The 17,496-nt window shown below is 41.7% G+C and carries 15 protein-coding genes; 8 read left to right on the top strand and 7 right to left on the bottom strand.

The genetic code is table 11. From position 1 onward, the window contains the following. Positions 1-316: 316 nt before the first annotated feature. Together JOC94_RS02595 and JOC94_RS02590 are read right to left on the bottom strand one after the other, a co-directional pair. Positions 317-1,897, bottom strand: a complete 1,581-nt coding sequence (locus JOC94_RS02595; protein ID WP_205178514.1) for a M1 family aminopeptidase — start codon at positions 1,895-1,897, stop codon at positions 317-319. Positions 1,898-1,949: 52 nt separating this feature from the next. Further along, the gene (locus JOC94_RS02590) at positions 1,950-2,234 is read right to left on the bottom strand and encodes an AbrB/MazE/SpoVT family DNA-binding domain-containing protein (protein WP_205178512.1); all 285 of its coding nucleotides are present in this window, start codon (positions 2,232-2,234) and stop codon (positions 1,950-1,952) included. Between the two features lie 325 nt (positions 2,235-2,559). Between JOC94_RS02590 and JOC94_RS02585 the strand changes: the two genes are divergently transcribed. From JOC94_RS02585 to JOC94_RS02560, 6 genes are all read left to right on the top strand, one after another. After that, positions 2,560-3,102, top strand: coding sequence for a TVP38/TMEM64 family protein (locus JOC94_RS02585; RefSeq protein ID WP_328799764.1), 543 nt, complete (start codon positions 2,560-2,562; stop codon positions 3,100-3,102). Between the two features lie 848 nt (positions 3,103-3,950). After that, entirely contained in the window at positions 3,951-4,658 is a 708-nt protein-coding gene (locus JOC94_RS02580; RefSeq protein ID WP_205178508.1) for a cytochrome c biogenesis CcdA family protein, read from the top strand. 40 nt (positions 4,659-4,698) lie between these two features. Further along, the gene (gene resA / locus JOC94_RS02575; protein ID WP_205178506.1) at positions 4,699-5,229 is read left to right on the top strand and encodes a thiol-disulfide oxidoreductase ResA; all 531 of its coding nucleotides are present in this window, start codon (positions 4,699-4,701) and stop codon (positions 5,227-5,229) included. Between the two features lie 15 nt (positions 5,230-5,244). Then, positions 5,245-6,870 carry a cytochrome c biogenesis protein ResB gene (gene resB, locus JOC94_RS02570; protein ID WP_205178504.1) on the top strand — a complete coding sequence of 542 codons (1,626 nt, stop codon included), beginning with the start codon at positions 5,245-5,247 and terminating at the stop codon, positions 6,868-6,870. After that, a complete protein-coding gene (gene ccsB / locus JOC94_RS02565) occupies positions 6,871-8,061 on the top strand; it encodes a c-type cytochrome biogenesis protein CcsB (RefSeq protein ID WP_205178495.1) in 1,191 nt (396 codons plus the stop codon). A 59-nt stretch (positions 8,062-8,120) separates the two neighbouring features. After that, complete coding sequence (locus tag JOC94_RS02560; RefSeq protein WP_205178493.1) at positions 8,121-8,849, top strand: cytochrome c biogenesis CcdA family protein; 729 nt, start codon at positions 8,121-8,123, stop codon at positions 8,847-8,849. 435 nt (positions 8,850-9,284) lie between these two features. Here JOC94_RS02560 and JOC94_RS02555 read toward each other — a convergent pair whose 3' ends face one another. Further along, entirely contained in the window at positions 9,285-9,602 is a 318-nt protein-coding gene (locus JOC94_RS02555; RefSeq protein ID WP_205178550.1) for a four-helix bundle copper-binding protein, read from the bottom strand. Positions 9,603-10,086: 484 nt separating this feature from the next. Then, positions 10,087-11,370, bottom strand: coding sequence for a cell wall-binding repeat-containing protein (locus JOC94_RS02550; RefSeq protein WP_205178548.1), 1,284 nt, complete (start codon positions 11,368-11,370; stop codon positions 10,087-10,089). 160 nt (positions 11,371-11,530) lie between these two features. On the opposite strand from JOC94_RS02550, the gene JOC94_RS02545 reads away from it, so the two are divergent. Both JOC94_RS02545 and JOC94_RS02540 read left to right on the top strand, forming a co-directional pair. Further along, a complete protein-coding gene (locus JOC94_RS02545) occupies positions 11,531-12,088 on the top strand; it encodes a hypothetical protein (RefSeq protein WP_205178491.1) in 558 nt (185 codons plus the stop codon). A gap of 100 nt (positions 12,089-12,188) precedes the next feature. Next, the gene (locus tag JOC94_RS02540) at positions 12,189-14,279 is read left to right on the top strand and encodes a copper-translocating P-type ATPase (RefSeq protein WP_205178489.1); all 2,091 of its coding nucleotides are present in this window, start codon (positions 12,189-12,191) and stop codon (positions 14,277-14,279) included. A 567-nt stretch (positions 14,280-14,846) separates the two neighbouring features. Here JOC94_RS02540 and JOC94_RS02535 read toward each other — a convergent pair. The 3 genes from JOC94_RS02535 to JOC94_RS23140 are packed head-to-tail and all read right to left on the bottom strand — an operon-like array spanning position 14,847 to position 17,400. Next, positions 14,847-15,761 (bottom strand): endonuclease I family protein, encoded by a 915-nt coding sequence (locus JOC94_RS02535; RefSeq protein ID WP_236016942.1) that lies wholly within the window; start codon positions 15,759-15,761, stop codon positions 14,847-14,849. A gap of 53 nt (positions 15,762-15,814) precedes the next feature. Further along, positions 15,815-17,260, bottom strand: coding sequence for a multicopper oxidase family protein (locus JOC94_RS02530; RefSeq protein ID WP_236016941.1), 1,446 nt, complete (start codon positions 17,258-17,260; stop codon positions 15,815-15,817). A 17-nt stretch (positions 17,261-17,277) separates the two neighbouring features. After that, positions 17,278-17,400 carry a hypothetical protein gene (locus JOC94_RS23140; RefSeq protein WP_268920943.1) on the bottom strand — a complete coding sequence of 41 codons (123 nt, stop codon included), beginning with the start codon at positions 17,398-17,400 and terminating at the stop codon, positions 17,278-17,280. Between the last annotated feature and the right edge of the window lie 96 nt (positions 17,401-17,496).

Here is a 17,496-nt window from a genome sequence, read left to right as displayed (position 1 = left end):
AAGACTCCTACTTCAAGACCTGAGTTGACACAAAAGGTCTAAGTGTGAGAAAACGGCACCTAAATGCCCGATCGGTTCAACTAACATTCAGTAGGAGATGGAAGAAAACGCCAACTGAATGAAGTTTCACTGTATTGTTTGTTTTTTCATTAGCTGATTTAGTTGTGTCCCAGCCTCACGGTTTCTTGTAAAAAGGATGCCATTACGTCAGGTGGACTTCATTTTCATCCTTCACTTTAAACTTCAAGGTTGCTTTCTATTTTTTTCAATAGCTCCCTTTTACTTGCTCCGGGATTATTACTTTTGCGATAGGGTCCTATTTTCGGGATTCGTCAACGGCATTGCGTTTTGATTCATCGTCAGCACTAATCACTTCAATGTCCCATTTTGTTTGCTGATAAGGTTCGTGGACCCAGTTGGTGAATAGATTCGTTTTTAAGTTCAGTGAATCCTCTAAAGCTTGGACAATATGATCCTCTCGAATATCCTGTCCCATGTTCGTTTTGTAAAGGGTGTTCAAAAAATAGTTGAACTTTTCCTCGCCAACTTTATCACGCAAAGTCAAAAACATATCTGCAGAACGCGCATACCAGGAATCATAAAACTCTTGTTTATTTTTAAAACCGTACATCCCGGCAGCCATTGCTTGAAGAGGTGAATTTTTCACGAGAAGCTGATTTCTTTGGCGATATTGATCCCTTAGTTGTTTTCCGGCGGATTTGGAATAGCGGTTTTCCAAATATAAGACAACACTGAGTTCTGCCAAACCTTCATCGATCCATCCCTCTTTTATTTCATTTACACCTACAGCGTTATACCACCATAGATGGCCAATTTCGTGGGGCAGCCAGTGTTCAATCTCATTGTTGGCATACATATCTTTGGAGAAGATGGCTACATTTGGATACTCCAGTGCGAAATTGGTGCCATGGCCTGTTTCAACGATGGCGATGTTGGAATAGGGAAGCTGACCGTATAATGATTGAAAAAGCGGGAAGGAAAAGCGCACGATATCAACGACTTCGGAAAATTTTTCCTCGTCTGTCAAGGCGATTGTCACGGTTGTGTTCCCCTTAAATTGTAAAGTTTGTTGTGTGTAATTTTTACTCCCGGCCAAAGCAAAATTGCGGACGTTTTTTACTTTCCAGGTTGTTTTTCTTTTGTTCTCTATGATTGTATCGGATGTTAAGTCCCCTGATGTTACCCACTTAATGGACGGTGAACTGGACCATTCAACGACATAGTCGGCATAGTTGAATAAAAAAGGGTCACCCATGCCGATGGGATCTGGTCTCGTCATCCAATTTTGCTGCTCGTCCAAAACACCGAGCATCGGATACCAAGTGGTGATCAACCATACATCCTCTTTATACCCGAAACGGGTTCCTTCGCGGGGGACAGGTGTGATAAACTCGATGGAAAAGGTAAGTTCTTTTTCTTCTTTAGGGTTTTGTATCAATAATTGTTTTTTGTCATAGGAAAAAGTAACTTCTCTCCCATTTAAAACGACTTTGTTGATTTTCATAGGTGACCACGAATATGAATACGTATAAAAAGTGATGAAGTCGGTACCCGGATTCTCAATCGTAACGTTCATTTGTCCGTCAATTTCATAGCTGTTTTCATTTAAATCAGCCTTGATATAGTATGTGGGTTTGCTTTCTTTTGTTATCTCTTTGTCATTGGAAATGTCGTTTTCTGACGCACTGTTACTCGTTTGCAACCAATTGCCGAGGTTGAATGTGACGGCCAGTTCCTGTCCTAGATCTTCAACAAGTTTTACAGCTCTGTCCAACATAAGAAGCGCCTTCATTTGCGGAAAAAAATAGGTCAGAATGATCGTGTAGGTGATCGTCATCATCGTTACGATAAAAATGTTTTTCATGTGTCGTTTCATTTATATAAACTGCTCCATTTTTTCTTCTCATTAATCTAGTTATTACGGTTTTTTAAGGATCATTTTTCATTAGACGAATGGTATTGTAATCGGAAACATCCAAGTATAGATGGGTCCCATTCGAGATATTAAGCAATTTTCTAAGCTCCATAGGTATCGTAACTTTATCATTGGCAAAGAGGCACTGATTTAACGTATCGTCCTCATGATCTTTTTCAATATAGATGCACTTTTGCGATTCATATATATATAGATAATGTCCTTCCAATAGATTTAACTCGTTTTGGACTTTTTTGGGTATTCGTATTTGACCATTTTTAGTTATTTTGGTGTACATTAGTAACACTAACCCCTTTTTAGCATGTTGTATCATAAAAGCTTTCTGCTGACGCTTAAAAAAATACGAACTTATTAGATGAATCTGCAAGCGGTTTGTAAATCGGGCTTTTCGGTTGGGTATGCCCATTATACAAAAGAATTCTGAAGAAATTTTGCAGATCCCATTTCTTTGAAACTTCGTGAATAAATTGTCTGACCGCAAGTCAAAAATGGACTTTTCTATTTGATTGAATTATATTTTTGTTGAATCTACTCTTCATTGTCATTTGTCGGCAAGAATTTCAATTTTTACACTAGGAATTGATGAAAATATGGAGCATGTGGTGACGGAATGGTTTCCTGAACATCAATGGATGGCAGTGATCATAAGTATCTGCCTTAATATGATTATAGCAATCTCGGGAATTCTTCCAAGTGCCCCGGTGACTGCTGGAAATATCATTTTCTTCGGTTTTAAGACAGGGTTGCTTATTTCCATTATCGGGGAGGCGGCGGGGGCTGTTGTCAGCTTTTTGCTCTACCGCAAAGGTATTCGTACATGGTTTGCGCGAAATAAAGTAAAGAACAGATTTTTGAACAAGCTAAAACATACCCATGGGGTGGAAGCCGCTATTCTCGTCATCATGTTGCGAATATTGCCATTCGTCCCTTCAGGTGCTGTTACGCTAGCCGCCGCCTATAGTCAAATGCGTTTACTTTCTTTCAGCATTGCCAGCACATTGGGAAAAATCCCCTCACTGTACATAGAAGCTTATTCAGTGGATCGTGTACTTACCTTAACAGTTGGATGGCAGATTGGCATTGTTTTCGCCATGATTTTTATCTTCATCGTTTACAGGCATTGGAAACAAAAACGGGCCGACTGAAAGCACGTCATCTGTTTAGTTTTTTTGATGAAAACAAATAGATGAATTGTGCCAGATCATTTTCAAAAACAGCAGTTTTTCCATGTAATTGTGCCAGTATGAAGATCAATAAAAAACCAACATAACAAAACCGAGGTTGTCTGTACCAGGTTCCCTCGAGTAAATCCTATTCAACCGCAATGGAGAGATCAGCAAGCGCACCATGGTTCAACAGTTTCCATCTTTTATGAGCTTGAGCCTGATCCAGCGCTTTGCATAGATTGCGTTGCGGCTATCTTCAATGAGCGCTTGGATTGAGACTTTTGCGGGACCAGCTTAGTCTTATCGATCACCGTCTCACTCTATATGAGTGGGTGAATTAATGGTATTTCTATTTTCTTCTGCTGATCCTACACCATGTCGCACTCTGTACAAGGCTCCTTCCCCAGATTTTATTCGTCACAGCTGTTTTATGAGCAATATGTTTATGGAACATCACTGACTGAAAATGTTTTGTAAAAGTCTATTATCCCAGATTTATAACTGCTTCTTCACAGATTGGCTATGCGTTAGAGCCCCGCAAATGTTCATCAAGCTATTGAACCTTCGATTTTAAGCTTCGGGTTGCGCCCATTTTCCCTTTCAACATTGAATAGTAATTGAAAAAGATGAAGAAATGATGAAGATATCATTTCGAATCACAAAGAAATAACAGCAAATCGTTCAGATGGATGTGAGGATTGTCACACTTTATTGCTCCATTTTCAACTATTTTATGTCTTTTAAGTTAACTGCATAGTTTCTTCACATTCATACCTTATCTTAATGGTGCGTATATCCAAAAAACCTGGGGAGGATGTGTACATTTTTTGGAACAAGTGAACCTGTTTCTGGCATTTGGCGCGGGTTTTTTATCTTTTATATCACCTTGTGCGCTCCCTTTATATCCGGCTTTCCTTTCTTATATTACAGGAATGACAGTGAGCGAATTAAAAAGCGGACAGGCAATTTTAAGAAAAAAAGCGTTTATTCATACGATCCTATTTTTAGTTGGTTTTTCCATTATCTTTTTAGCGCTTGGGCTGTCCACATCTTTTATAGGAGCTTTTTTTGCAAAATATCAAGATCTTTTAAGGGAATTAGGCGCCATACTAATGGTGTTTTTTGGGCTGGTTCTTGCCGGTGTGCTCCGCTTTCAATTTTTGCAAGCGGATAAAAAATTTCAGTTTCGCAATCGTCCTTCGGGTTATTTGGGATCGGTGTTGATCGGAATTGGATTTGCCGCAGGCTGGACTCCCTGTACAGGGCCGATTTTAGCCGGAGTGATCGCTCTTGGTATAGCAAATCCGGGTATGGGACTTCTTTATATGGCGTTTTATGTGCTTGGTTTTTCTATCCCGTTTCTCATCATGGCCTTTTTCATCGATAAAATGACTTTTTTAAAAAAACACGGAAATCGTTTTATGATGTTTGGGGGAATATTAATGGTTTTGATGGGGATTCTCCTATATTTTGATTGGATGACCGTCATTATTTCCTTGTTGGTTCCTTTGTTCGGCGGTTTTACAGGATTTTAGGATTCGTCATAACGAACATGGCTTAAAGAGGAGGTAAAAGATGAAGAAAAAGAAACGGCTCGTCATGCGAAGTATCATACTGGTCATTATGTTGGCGGCTATCGTCTACACACTCTATGCAAATTTCACCAAGGAAACGAGAGGGGAGATGGCAGTAGGGGAGCAAGCGCCGGACTTTATCCTTTCTGATATGGATGGCAATGAACATAGATTATCAGACTATAGAGGCCAGGGAGTGTTTTTGAACTTTTGGGGTACATGGTGCAAGCCGTGTGAAAGAGAGATGCCTTATATGAACAATCAATATGAAGTGTACAAAGATCAAGGGGTAGAAATATTGGCGGTAAACGTGGGTGAGCCCGAGTTTGTCATCAATAAATTTATCCAAAAGCATGGTTTGAACTTTCCCATTTTGAAAGATACGAACAAAGAAGTTTTGAATCTTTACGGTGTCACTCCTTTGCCTACTACCATGCTGATTGATCCTGAAGGCAAGATCACCGCAATAGAAACAGGAGAACTGTCAGAAGCAAAAATTAAAGGAATGATGGAGAGCATTAAGCCTCAATAAGGAGGTGATGAAATTTTGGATAAAATAAAATGTGTGTGCGGGCATGTGAATCCGAACGGAACCTTTTTGTGTGAAGCATGCGGACGGGCTTTGGCCGAAGAAGCTAAAAGTCAAAGGCTCCATGATATGCGCTATGAAGGAAGTGCCCGCAGATCGCAGACTTATAACAGAACCATTGTTGATAAAATCTGGACATTCTTTTCTTCGGTAAAAGTGGGTGTGTGGTTAATCGTCATTACGTTACTGGCTTCGGCTCTTGGAACCATTTTGCCGCAGGCCATGTACATTCCGCCGTTTGCCGATCCCACCGTTTATTATGAAGAGCAATATGGAATGGCTGGAAAGGTTTTTTATCAGTTGGGCTTCCACGATTTATATAGTTCTTGGTGGTATCTGCTTCTGATTGCCTCTATCGGCGTTTCACTGGTGATTTGTAGCCTGGATCGTGTCATTCCGCTATATAGGGCTTTAAACAACCAGCGTGTGAGCCGGCATGAAAGCTTCTTAAAAAGGCAAAGGCTTTTCAACCGTGGAGTTGCGGCCCAGGCTGATCAAGATTTTGAGCTCATGAAACAAAAGCTGAAACAGAAAAAATACCGTATTCGGGAAGAAAACGGGAATATCCTGGCTGAAAAAGGTCGTTTTTCCCGTTGGGGACCTTATGTAAACCATATCGGATTGATTATTTTTTTAATCGGGGGCATGCTTCGCTTTGTTCCCGGCATGTATGTGGATGAAGTGCTGTGGCTTCGGGATGGGGAAAGAAAAACCATTCCGGGCACTGATGAAAAATACGTACTGGAAAGCAAGGGGTTTAAAAGGGAACTATACGATAAGGAAACCGATAGAGAGGAATTTCGGGAAGCGCTCGATCGGGTAGGTGGTGTCATTAAAAATTTCCAAACCGATGTCATTTTATATGAGCGGGATTCAAATAAAACAGTGGGTGCTGATGGAAACCTCACAAAGTTGCAGGAAGCAAAAATTCGTGTGAATGAGCCTTTAAAGTTTGACAAATTTGGCGTTTATCAAGTCGATTATAAACTTGACGAGTTTAAAAGCATGTCATTTAGTTTCCTGGACAAAAAAACGGAGAGTTCCAAAGGCGAATTGGCCATTGATTTGTTTGACCCGAAGGATATATACGATCTAGGCAACGGCTATCAAGTAGAACTGTTGGGCTTTTATCCCGATTTTACAGGTTTTGCCGATAACGGCGAGCCGCAAAATAATTCGCCTGTTCCCAATAATCCCGCTTTTTTATTTAACATGATTTCGCCGGAGCATCCCGATGGAGAAGTTAGTTTTACCGCTATTCGCCAAACCATTGAGCCGCTTGGGGAAACCGACTATAAAATGGCGTTTTCAGGGATTACAACCCGCAATGCCACTGCGCTTGTGATTCGAAAAGATCTCACTCTCTGGGTTGTGGGAGTTGGCGGTTTGATTTTTATGATTGGTGTGATCCAGGGTTCCTATTGGAATCATCGCCGCATCTGGTTGCAAAAGCATGAGGGAGAAGTGCTGATTGCTGCTCACACCAATAAAAATTGGTACGGGCTAAAAAGAGAAATTGCCGGTATTATCAATGGAACGTCAATACCTGAACCACTAGACCAGCACACGGGAGGGAGAAAATAAATGTTAAATTTTATACAAATAAGCAGTAGTTTGTTATATGCCGCATTTGTACTGTATTTAATTGCGGTGCTATTCTTCTCTGGAGCGATTAGGAAAAAAGGAAAAGAAGAGATATCATCTCATAAAAATCGTTGGGGGAAAATAGGGATTGCATTGGCTATTGCCGGTTTCATTTCGCAAATTTTCTCCTTCGTCACGCGCTGGATCGCGGGAGGGCATGCCCCAATCAGTAATATGTTTGAGTTTATTAGTTTTTTTGGAATGATGATTGTAGGGGCTTTTATTCTCATATATTTTATCTATAAAATAAATGTGTTAGGGATTTTTGCTTTATCCGTAGCCGCTATTTTAATAGCCTATGGAAGCATGTTTCCCCGTGAAATCAACCCTCTCATTCCCGCATTGCAAAGCGATTGGCTGTTTATTCATGTATCAACAACCGCAACTGGACAAGCGATACTTGCTATCAGTTTTGTGGCAGGCTTGATTTATTTGCTCAAGGCAATCAACCCCACGGTAAAAGACAAACGATCATTTATGCTGGAAGTGATCATGTTTGGCGTTATTTGTGTGATTGGTTTTATTGCTGTCACATCCTCTTTTGCAATCGCCGACTACAAGGCTGAATTTAACTGGGTAGACAAAGAAGGCAATGAAAAAGTCATGAAATACCAATTGCCTGCACTTGTAGGGCCAAACGAGGGGACTATGTCGACTCCGGACCGCTTCAGCCCGATTGTTGAAATGCCGGCCATCATCCATGCGAGAAAGCTAAATACGGTCATTTGGACCTTGCTTTCAGGGACAGTCTTTTATACGGCCATACGGCTTCTCACTAGAAAGCGAATAAGCCAAATTCTTCATCCGGTGGTCAGAAAGGTAAACTTGGATCTGATGGATGAAATCAGCTATAGATCTGTCTTGATCGGTTTTCCGGTGTTTTCTCTTGGCGGGCTAATATTCGCGATGATCTGGGCCCAGATTGCTTGGACACGTTTTTGGGGATGGGATCCCAAAGAGGTATGGGCGCTTATTACCTTTTTGTTTTATGCGGCATTTCTTCATTTGCGTCTTTCAAGGGGCTGGCACGGGGAGAAAACGGCATGGCTTGCGGTCATTGGGTTTGTCATTATTATTTTTAATCTCATCGTTGTCAATCTAGTGATCGCCGGATTACATTCTTATGCCTGATAAAATGAAGCAACTTTGACAGGAATCATGAAATCCATCAGTAACTGAGGTTGATCCATATGTATCAAGAAATCAGCAAAATAAGCCAATTATTAAGTGAGCCTTTCATGTCACTGTATCACGGAGCAGAAGCACCTATTGTGGCCGCCTTTGTGCTCGGTTTAATAGGCGCTCTGGCTCCTTGCCAACTAACTGGAAATATAGGCGCGATTACACTTTATGGAAATCGGAGCCTGCAACATTCTCGTTACTGGGGCGATGTTATTTTTTTTATCCTTGGCAAGATTGTAGTGTTTAGCGGGCTGGGATTATTTGTATGGTTGGCGGGACGGAGCTTTGAAGAAAATCTCATCATATTATTTCCTTTTTTCCGCAAAGTGATCGGACCGTTCCTTATCTTGCTTGGTCTTTTCTTAATGGGGGTTATTCAACTAAACATCATCAATAGACTGGCGAGTAAAATACCGTTAAAACTGCGCAGTGGAAAAATAGGCTCCTTTTTAATGGGCGCAAGCTTCTCTATTGCTTTTTGTCCGACCATGTTTGTCATATTTTTCGTTACTCTTATGCCGATTGTTTTGGCTTCTTCATACGGAATGATTCTTCCCACAGTGTTCGGAATTGGGACTTCCATCCCCGTGCTTGTCGTAATGGGGATGACTTCTTTCCTTGGCTTAAGTGGCTCCCTGCTGAAACGAAGTAAAAAAATGGGGCTCTGGGTTCAACGGGTAGCGGGAGTTATACTAATATTACTCGGTTTATTCGATACCATAACATATTGGTTGTAATGTGGCCCCTTATTTGTGTAAACTTTTCCAGCAAGTCGATTGAAGAAAACAGGCATCGGGCATCGTTTGATGTGTAGTTTCAGTAACAGCTTAGAGGGGTGTAAATGTGTTTAAATTCAGTCTATTTCGAGAGGTCACAATAAAATAAAGCTTTACTTAAAAGCTTTATATCAGAATGAATGAGCGCCTTTATATGAGGGTCCCCGCATTTGTAGTAATCTTCCATTAATCGTTTAAGTTCGTAACAAACAAGTTGTATTGGCATATATCAGTAGCTGTCCTTTCTGTTCGATGATAAAAATGAAATGGGGAAGATGTTTTAAATGGGGACATTTCTGCTCGTCTGTTGTTGGAAGTATTGTCCGTGTCGCTTCATGAAACAGGAGAGCATATGCTATTTCTTATAACAAATGCTCTCCTTTCCCCATTTATGCATTAAGAAGCCATTTTTCGACATTCTTCCGCACATTTAAAGCAAGCTTCCGCACATCTTTGACAGTGGTCGTGATCATGCTTTTGACACTCATTTCCGCAAGCTTCGCAAATCTCCGCGCACAATTGGCAAATTTGTTTTGCGAATGGGCTGCCAGACTGCATCGCCTTGGCTGCAAAAGCACATATATCTGCACATTCCCGATCCATACGAATACAGTCAGCCATTTTGGCTATGTCCTCTTCTCGTAAGCAAGCATCATAACAGGTGTTGCACGCCTCCATGCACTCCAGGCAAGCTTGGATACATTGTTCATACATTTGGTTATTCACCAAATCATCCTTCCTTTTGAGGTATTCATTTTTTATTTTCCCCTTGGAAGATTTGAATAAACTGCAAAAAAATGCATATTTTCCTGTTTTCTTCATCAACTCTTTTTGAATGTACCCGTTAACCCCATATACCCTCAATAGGTATGAAGTTAAACCTGAAGGAGAGGACACAGCATGGAAATAATTTTTTTTACATTCGTTTCTTGAAAAAATGTAATGGCAAGAATTTCAAACGATGGCTGGCTATCTTTGCCGCCGTAAAATCGTCAGTTGGTAAAGAGAAATACGGATCTTGCTTTAAGTTAAGTAAGACGGAGTTTTAGATGAAGTGCCTTCCATTTGAATGTTTATGTTCCACAATTAGCCAAATATAAAGAAAAACATAAAAATATGAGCCCGGTACAATACCGAACTCATACAAGCAAGCTGTCTTTTCGTCCATTTCATTAACGGAACAATTTAAAAGCTTTTTCTAATGGCCCCCGTGTCCGCCGCCGCTCGCATTTGTAATTTCCAATTTCTCATCAATGATTCCCTGGGTCTTGAACGAAATTTGATCAAAAGTTCCCGTCATAAAGGCATGGTTGAATGGTCCGTCTTGAGGGTTATTTGTAAATGTCGGGCGGATGGTTGCCAAAAACTTGTAAATATCCTCATGAAGCTTACCATTTTCGAGCCAAATGAGCGGTGCGTGTTTGCCTAAATGTGAAAACGGGGCAGCGGCAATGGCCAATTCCGGGGTTTTCGTCGATACAAAGGAAAGACCGTGTCCAGGCTCATTCATCCCCCAGCCAAAACCAGTGTCTTCATCTTTAAATTGAGCAAAGGAAATAGCATTGGAAACCGGGTCTTCACCCGCGATTCTTGTTACTGTCCCAATCTCGCCAAGTTGATCTTCTACCTTTTTTGAAATCACTGATTCCGGCCCCAAAATATACATATTCGGTTTCTTTTTCCTTACTTCTAGAGCAGCAAGGGTCGCTTCAGGAATGTCGTCCTTGTTCACAAATAAAACAGGCTCCGGCATATGCGCAATCCAGTTAACGGCGGGAAGTGAAAATAACTTGGCCTTTTCTTCAGGTGAAACGATGATCACACTCTCGGGAACTTCTCCCGCCACTTCGGCATACACCCGGTCAATATCGGCCGCGAATTTTGCGGGATCACTTCCTTCTATATGTTGTACTTTATACTCTTCAAGCTGCTTCAAGACATTTTCGGAGACGTCCCCCATGACCATTATTTGAGTTCCAGCCTCATTTCCCACAGGTCTAAGCCGTTTGATTTCATCCAGCGTCTCTTGGGGCACGGCGTCTTTTTTCGTAAATAAGACAGGACCATTATTCGGATGATGGATTAAGTCGGCACTTGCCATACTGATTTGCCACTGGCCTTCTGGAACCAAAATCACTGTCCCCGGCTGATTCTCCTTGTGTGTCGCCGGCCAAATTGTTTGAGAAACAAGAGTGGCCGCTCTGGTTGTTTGCTCCTCATTGATCCGCGTTACATTTTTTGTGCTTTCTATTTTAAGATTTGTAGACGCTTGATCGTTAAAATCGGTTGGAGGGGCAGCGAATTTTTCTTGCATTTCTTTGCTCGGTTGTTTTCCATTGTTTTGTTCCTGCTTTGTTTGCTCCTGTCCATTATTGGCCGATGTCCCATTTTGGTTGTTGTCTTGTCCGGAAGCCGCGCAACCAGAAAAAACGAGCACCCCGGCAATGATGAATAAATGGATGGGATAAAAAACTTTTTTCATCATCAAACCGCTCCTTTTAAAAGATGATCTAATAATAGAATTCCCTAAATATATGCAGAATATCTGCATTTTTCTTGACAATTTTTATGTAAGGGAATATGTAGTGCTAATTGTTCTTTTGGGAGCCATATACTTGTACAAAGTCTTGGAGATGGTTTAGATGACGACTGGGTTGATATTACTTATTTCCGTCTTTTTCACATTTTTTTTCGGAGTGACTGTTTGCGCTTTTTTCGCAAGAAAAAAAGTAACAGTTATGCAAGGAATGATTTTTGCCATGTCGATGGCGATGGGAATGGGATTATTTGCTGGAACGCTTCTAGGCATTGTGTTTCAAGGGCATTTATTGTTATCTACTGCAGTGGGGATGGGGGCAGGGGCACTCGCGGGCGCGCTCATCGGCTCATCTTTTTCATTTCTTGCCCTATTAGAAGGTATGCTATCGGGAGTGATGGCCGGAATGATGGGCGCCATGCTTGGAGAAATGATAGAGCCTGCAGATTGGGATAAAGCCCTTATGTTGATGTTTACATTTGCGCTATTGATCTGTTTTTTGCTGGCATATGAGATACTTCCCTTGCTGAAAGAGCAGTTTAAATGGATGCGTTATTACCAGAATCCTTTTTTGCTGGGCTTCCTATTTTTCTTGCTGTGCTTATTCCTATATACTCAAACACCTTTTATTCAGAAAGTGATTTTACCTGATCATTTCCACTGATAACAATATTTTTATAGGGCATGCGCTTGTTTACTCTGCATATTTTCTGGACATATTACGTGTAAAATGGGGTAAATAAACAGAAAGGAGAGGAAGCAGTATGGATAAAAACGACCGCGAACATTCCAACCAACAAACAGACATCCCTCATTCCGGTGATCATCACCATGACCATGCAAAGCAGCATTCTCATGCTCATGGCGGACACGGGGGAGATCAGGGCGGCCACATGGGGCACCATGACCACCATGCCCATATGGTGGAAGATTTTAAAAAGCGTTTTTATATTTCCCTGATTCTCACGATTCCGATCTTGATCTTGTCTCCTATGATCCAAATGTTTCTGGATGTCAACTGGCGCTTTGCTGGTGATATGTACATATCGTTTGCCCTGTCAACGATCGTCTTTTTCTACGGTGGCTGGCCGTTTTTAACTGGTGCGAAAGATGAAATACAAGAAAAAAGCCCAGGGATGATGACGCTCATTACGTTAGCGATTGTTGTTGCCTATGTCTACAGTTCGGCGGCGGCATTTGGCTTCGCAGAACAGGATTTTTTCTGGGAGCTGGCTACATTAATTGATATTATGCTTCTAGGCCATTGGATTGAAATGCGTTCTGTCATGGGCGCCTCCAAAGCACTGGAAGAATTGGCAAAACTAATGCCTTCGGAAGCGAGTATTATAGATCAAGACGGCAATGTAAAAGTAGTCGATATTACCGAGTTGCGCCATGGTGACCATGTATTGGTCAGGCCTGGAGAAAAAGTTCCGGTGGATGGGGAAATTATTGAAGGGAAATCAACTATCGATGAATCGATGTTGACCGGGGAATCTGTTCCAGTGGAAAAGGAAACAGGAGACGAAGCCATAGGCGGTTCGGTCAATGGAGAAGGATCTCTTATTATATCGATTAAGAAGACTGGCGAGGAAACGTATCTTTCTCAGGTGATCAAGCTTGTGAAAGAAGCGCAGGAATCCAAATCAAAAGCCCAGGATCTTGCCAACCGTGCCGCAAAATGGCTGTTTTACGGGGCGCTTCTCGCTGGATTGCTCACGTTTGTTATTTGGTTGTCACTTGGTTATTCTGTTTCTTTTGCCATCACCAGAATGGTCACCGTTCTCATCATTGCTTGTCCACATGCGCTCGGGCTTGCGGCTCCTCTCGTCGTAGCTGTCTCCACATCCATTGCTGCCAAGAAAGGATTGTTGATCAGAAACCGTGCCTCATTTGAAAATGCCCGTTTCATCGAGGCGGTTGTATTTGATAAAACAGGAACGTTGACCAGGGGAGAGTTTGGAGTGACGAATATCGCTGCTTCAAGTCCTTATGCAGAAGAAGAAGTGTTATCATTGGCTGCAGCGGTTGAAGCCCATTCAGAGCATCCCATTGCCCGCGGCATTTTGAAATCCGCAAAAGAACGACAGCTTTCGATTCCGTCTGTAAGCAACTTCCAATCCCTTACCGGTAAAGGGCTTCAGGGAGAGGTGGATGGAAAAGAAATCATGGTAGTAAGCCCTGGCTATGTGCGGTCTCAAAATCTTTCCTTTGATGAAGGGCCATTTAATGAATGGTCCGCTGAAGGAAAAACGGTCGTCTTTACTTTGGTCAATGGAAAAATTGCCGGTATGATCGCACTGGCAGATATCATTCGGGATACAGCTAAAGAAGCCATTCACCAATTAAACGAATTGAATATCAAGTCGATTATGCTCACGGGCGACAATACGAAGGTGGCGCAGTACGTTGGTGCAAAACTTGGGATGGATGAAATCTTTGCGGAAGTGTTGCCTCATGAAAAGTCCGATAAAATCGTTCATATTCAGACAAAAGAAGGGTTGCGGACGGCCATGACAGGAGACGGGGTCAATGACGCACCCGCTCTTGCCAAAGCAGACTTGGGGATTGCGATTGGCACTGGAACTGATGTGGCAATTGAAACGGCAGATGTTGTCTTGGTTAAAAGCAATCCAATGGATGTTTTGAATATTATTAAACTTTCAAAAGCCACTTATCGGAAGATGTTACAAAACTTGTGGTGGGCGGCAGGTTATAATATCGTTGCTATTCCTCTTGCGGCCGGCATACTTTATCCGATGGGAATTGTGTTAAGCCCGGCGGTCGGTGCGATCCTCATGTCACTAAGTACTGTCATTGTAGCCATCAATGCCAAACTGTTGAAAATTGATTAAGTCAAAAGGGGCCGGGACTTAAGCAAATACGAAATAGCAAAGGGATCGGGACAAAACCCTGTAAAAATGAAATAAGCCGCATGGAATCAAGTTTAAAAACCTTGATTTCAGGCGGTTTTATTCTCACGATTTTTACGAATATGAATCAGCTTTCAACTTATGTACCGACCCCTATTTGTGTTAAAAAAATCCCTATCATCGCTACGTCAAAACATTTCGCTTTCCGCAGGTCTCTTCAGCTTCCGCGGAGAGCAAAGGTCGCTATCCTGCGGGATCTTCAGCTCGAACTATTCCCGCAGGAGTCTACATATGTTGACTACGCTAAAAGTTTGCGCATTATACACTAGGCCAATTTATCCCGCATGTAAGGTGCCATATACACCACTTTAAAATCTTGTGTGACTACAAAAGGTTCAAGTGGGAGAAAACGGCACCTACATGCCCGATTGGTTCAACTAACATTCAAGGAGAAAAGCATTCCTTGAATGAAGTTTCACTGTATTGTTCGTTTTTAATCAGCTGATTTAGTTGTGTCCCAGCTCCTTATCAACATAGTAATTCCAAAAGCTAAAGGTTTGGCGCCAGCCGGTTTGCCAAGTCAGGAAAGTCGATAAAAGGATTCCGATTCCCTTGAATTTCAAAGATGGCTTTATTTCTATGTCTTTCATAATCGTTTACAGGGAATGTCTCATGCCATTTGATCAATAACGGAAGACAAATCGCTTTTTTATATTTTTTTAAAATGTTGGTCGGGTAACGCAATAGAAAATAAAGAGTGGCTCGGGCAACCGCCCCTTTTCCGTACTCGGGTTCAAATCGGCCATTTTCATATAAACCGCATTGGTTACGTAAGCTTGCCTGCTTTGTGTTTGCATCAAATTCATAATATGGAAAGTTGGAACGGATGCTATTGCATTCAGGCTCACAGGCAAATAGATGATGCAAGTCTCCTTTCATGGGTTCTTTGGCTTTAAACCAAGATTGGGGTACAACATGTTCGGCATTAAATTTATATTGGCGAGAGATGATTCGGATGTGCCTGTCAATTTCCATGTCGGAGTACCTTTGAGCCGTGATGAGATGCCGATACTGTGTAAATCGTTGTTGAATTGTTTCAAAGTCTTCTTCTATGGCTGTTTTGGGACTTTTTTGGACTCCGGAATAAATATTTTTTAGTTGGCCGTTTGGTTGAAGATCAACCCATGTATACAAGTATTGATCTTTGCTTATACCATACGGGTGTTTGTATTTATGTGTACTGGCTACGAGTCTTTGTAATTCTTTTAGTAAGTGGATCGGTGTTGCATTTTTAAAAGAAATGCTGCAATAATAATGCTCGATCCATGATTCATCTTGTTTCTTATGATAGTACAGTTCATAGCTTGCTTGAATTTTTTGTTGATTTTTTGTTAATTCGGCTACCAGTACATCCGAATCGCATTGCCCCATGCCTTTAAGCTCATCTAACTCGCATTGAATCATATGATTGTTCCCCAATAACACCACCAACCTTCAGACTTTTTCAGGCGGTCTCGCTAATTGACCTCAAACTGGCCCATCATTCCGGCATCTTCATGTTCGAGAATATGACAATGATACATAAACACCCCATCTTTTTTAAACGTGGCAATTGTTTTTACTTTATCGCCAGGCATGAGGAGGATCGTATCTTTCCACCCCTGTTCATTTTCAGGCGGCTCTTTCCCATTTCTTTCAAGGATCTGGAACTGTACCCCGTGTGGATGGAAAGGATGAGGCATTCCCATTCCACCCATCATCCCGTTATCAATATTTGTAATTTCCCATATTTCGGTAGCATTGAGCTGGACTTCTTCATCAATGCGATTCATGTCCATTTGTTTGCCATTGATGTTAACTGAATTACCCATGCCTTGAAAAGCAAATGTTCTTGTGACAGTTCCTGAAGGAGGATTGATTTTTTCGATTGTTGTCAGTTGGTCAGGGATTTCGAATTTCTCTTTTTCCGGAGTTCCTATAATAAAATTCATGAGGCGTACATCCTGATCAAAAAGTTGAACTTTATCACCTTGTTTATATTGTGAAAAATCAACAATCATTTCTGCTCTTTCAGCTGGCCCTAACACGATTTGATCCATTTTAACCGGTTTTTCAAGAAAACCGCCGTCACTGGCAATTTGCCAAAAATGGTTATCTTTACTTAGTTTCAGTTGAAAGATCCGGGCATTGGACCCATTCAGAAGTCTCAGACGGACCTTCCCTTGGGGAACTTCAAGATAGGGATCGAAGACACCATTAACGAGAGGCGTGTCGCCGTGCATCCCATGCATTAAAGACATCATATTCAGGTCATAGGATAATTGGCCATCTTCCCGTAAATTTCGATCTTGAATGACAATAGGAAAATCATTTTCTCCATACGACTTGGGGATATTCAGCCGATTAGATACCTCATCTTCAATATAAAATAAACCAGCCAATCCCTTGTACACTTGTTCTCCTGTTTTATGGAGCGGGTGGGGGTGATACCATAATGTTGCCGCTGGCTGGGTAATGGTAAAGGAAGGGCTAAATATTTCGTTTGGCTTTATGGCGTTATGCGGGCCTCCATCAGCACTTCCCGGGACTTCCAAACCATGCCAATGAACGGTCGTTTCTTCATCGCCCAATTCGTTTTTAATATGGACTTTCACCTGTTCCCCTTTTTGTACCTGAATGACCGGTCCCAAATAATCCCCATTATATCCGTATGATTCGGTTTCGACCCCATCCAAAAATGATTTTGTTGATTTTTGCGCTTTTAAATAAAACTCCGCGACATCGTCTGCCGGATTCTTATCCTCAAGCAGGGGGGGAATGGGGAGTGCGTTCTTTCCTTTTTGTTCAGGCGGCGGGGAGCTTACCTTATCCTGATCAGGAGCTTGATTGAAAGAGCAACCTGACAATAAGGCGACAAAGGCGATTCCGAATCCGATTAATAGCTTTTTTTTAGAGCTTTTCATATTCTCACCTTTCGTCATTATTTTTTCATGGCAAGCTTGACCGCGATGTAAACGACGATTCCAGTGAGGAGTAAATGGATGATATACCCTAACACGCCAAATCCGCCCATCATTCCTCCGTAACCATATCCATGCATCATCACTCAACACTCCATTCATCCTTTTGGTTTTCATGATCTTTCCTTACAATTATTATCCCACCTGCGTGTGGAGAAAGTGTGCAGAAAGATGAAAAG

Origin of the sequence: Siminovitchia thermophila (assembly GCF_016909185.1) — a bacterium.
Lineage (GTDB): Bacteria > Bacillota > Bacilli > Bacillales > Bacillaceae_C > Siminovitchia > Siminovitchia thermophila.
Note: the sequence above shows the minus strand (reverse complement) of the source record. Positions and strands in the feature narration are given on the sequence as shown.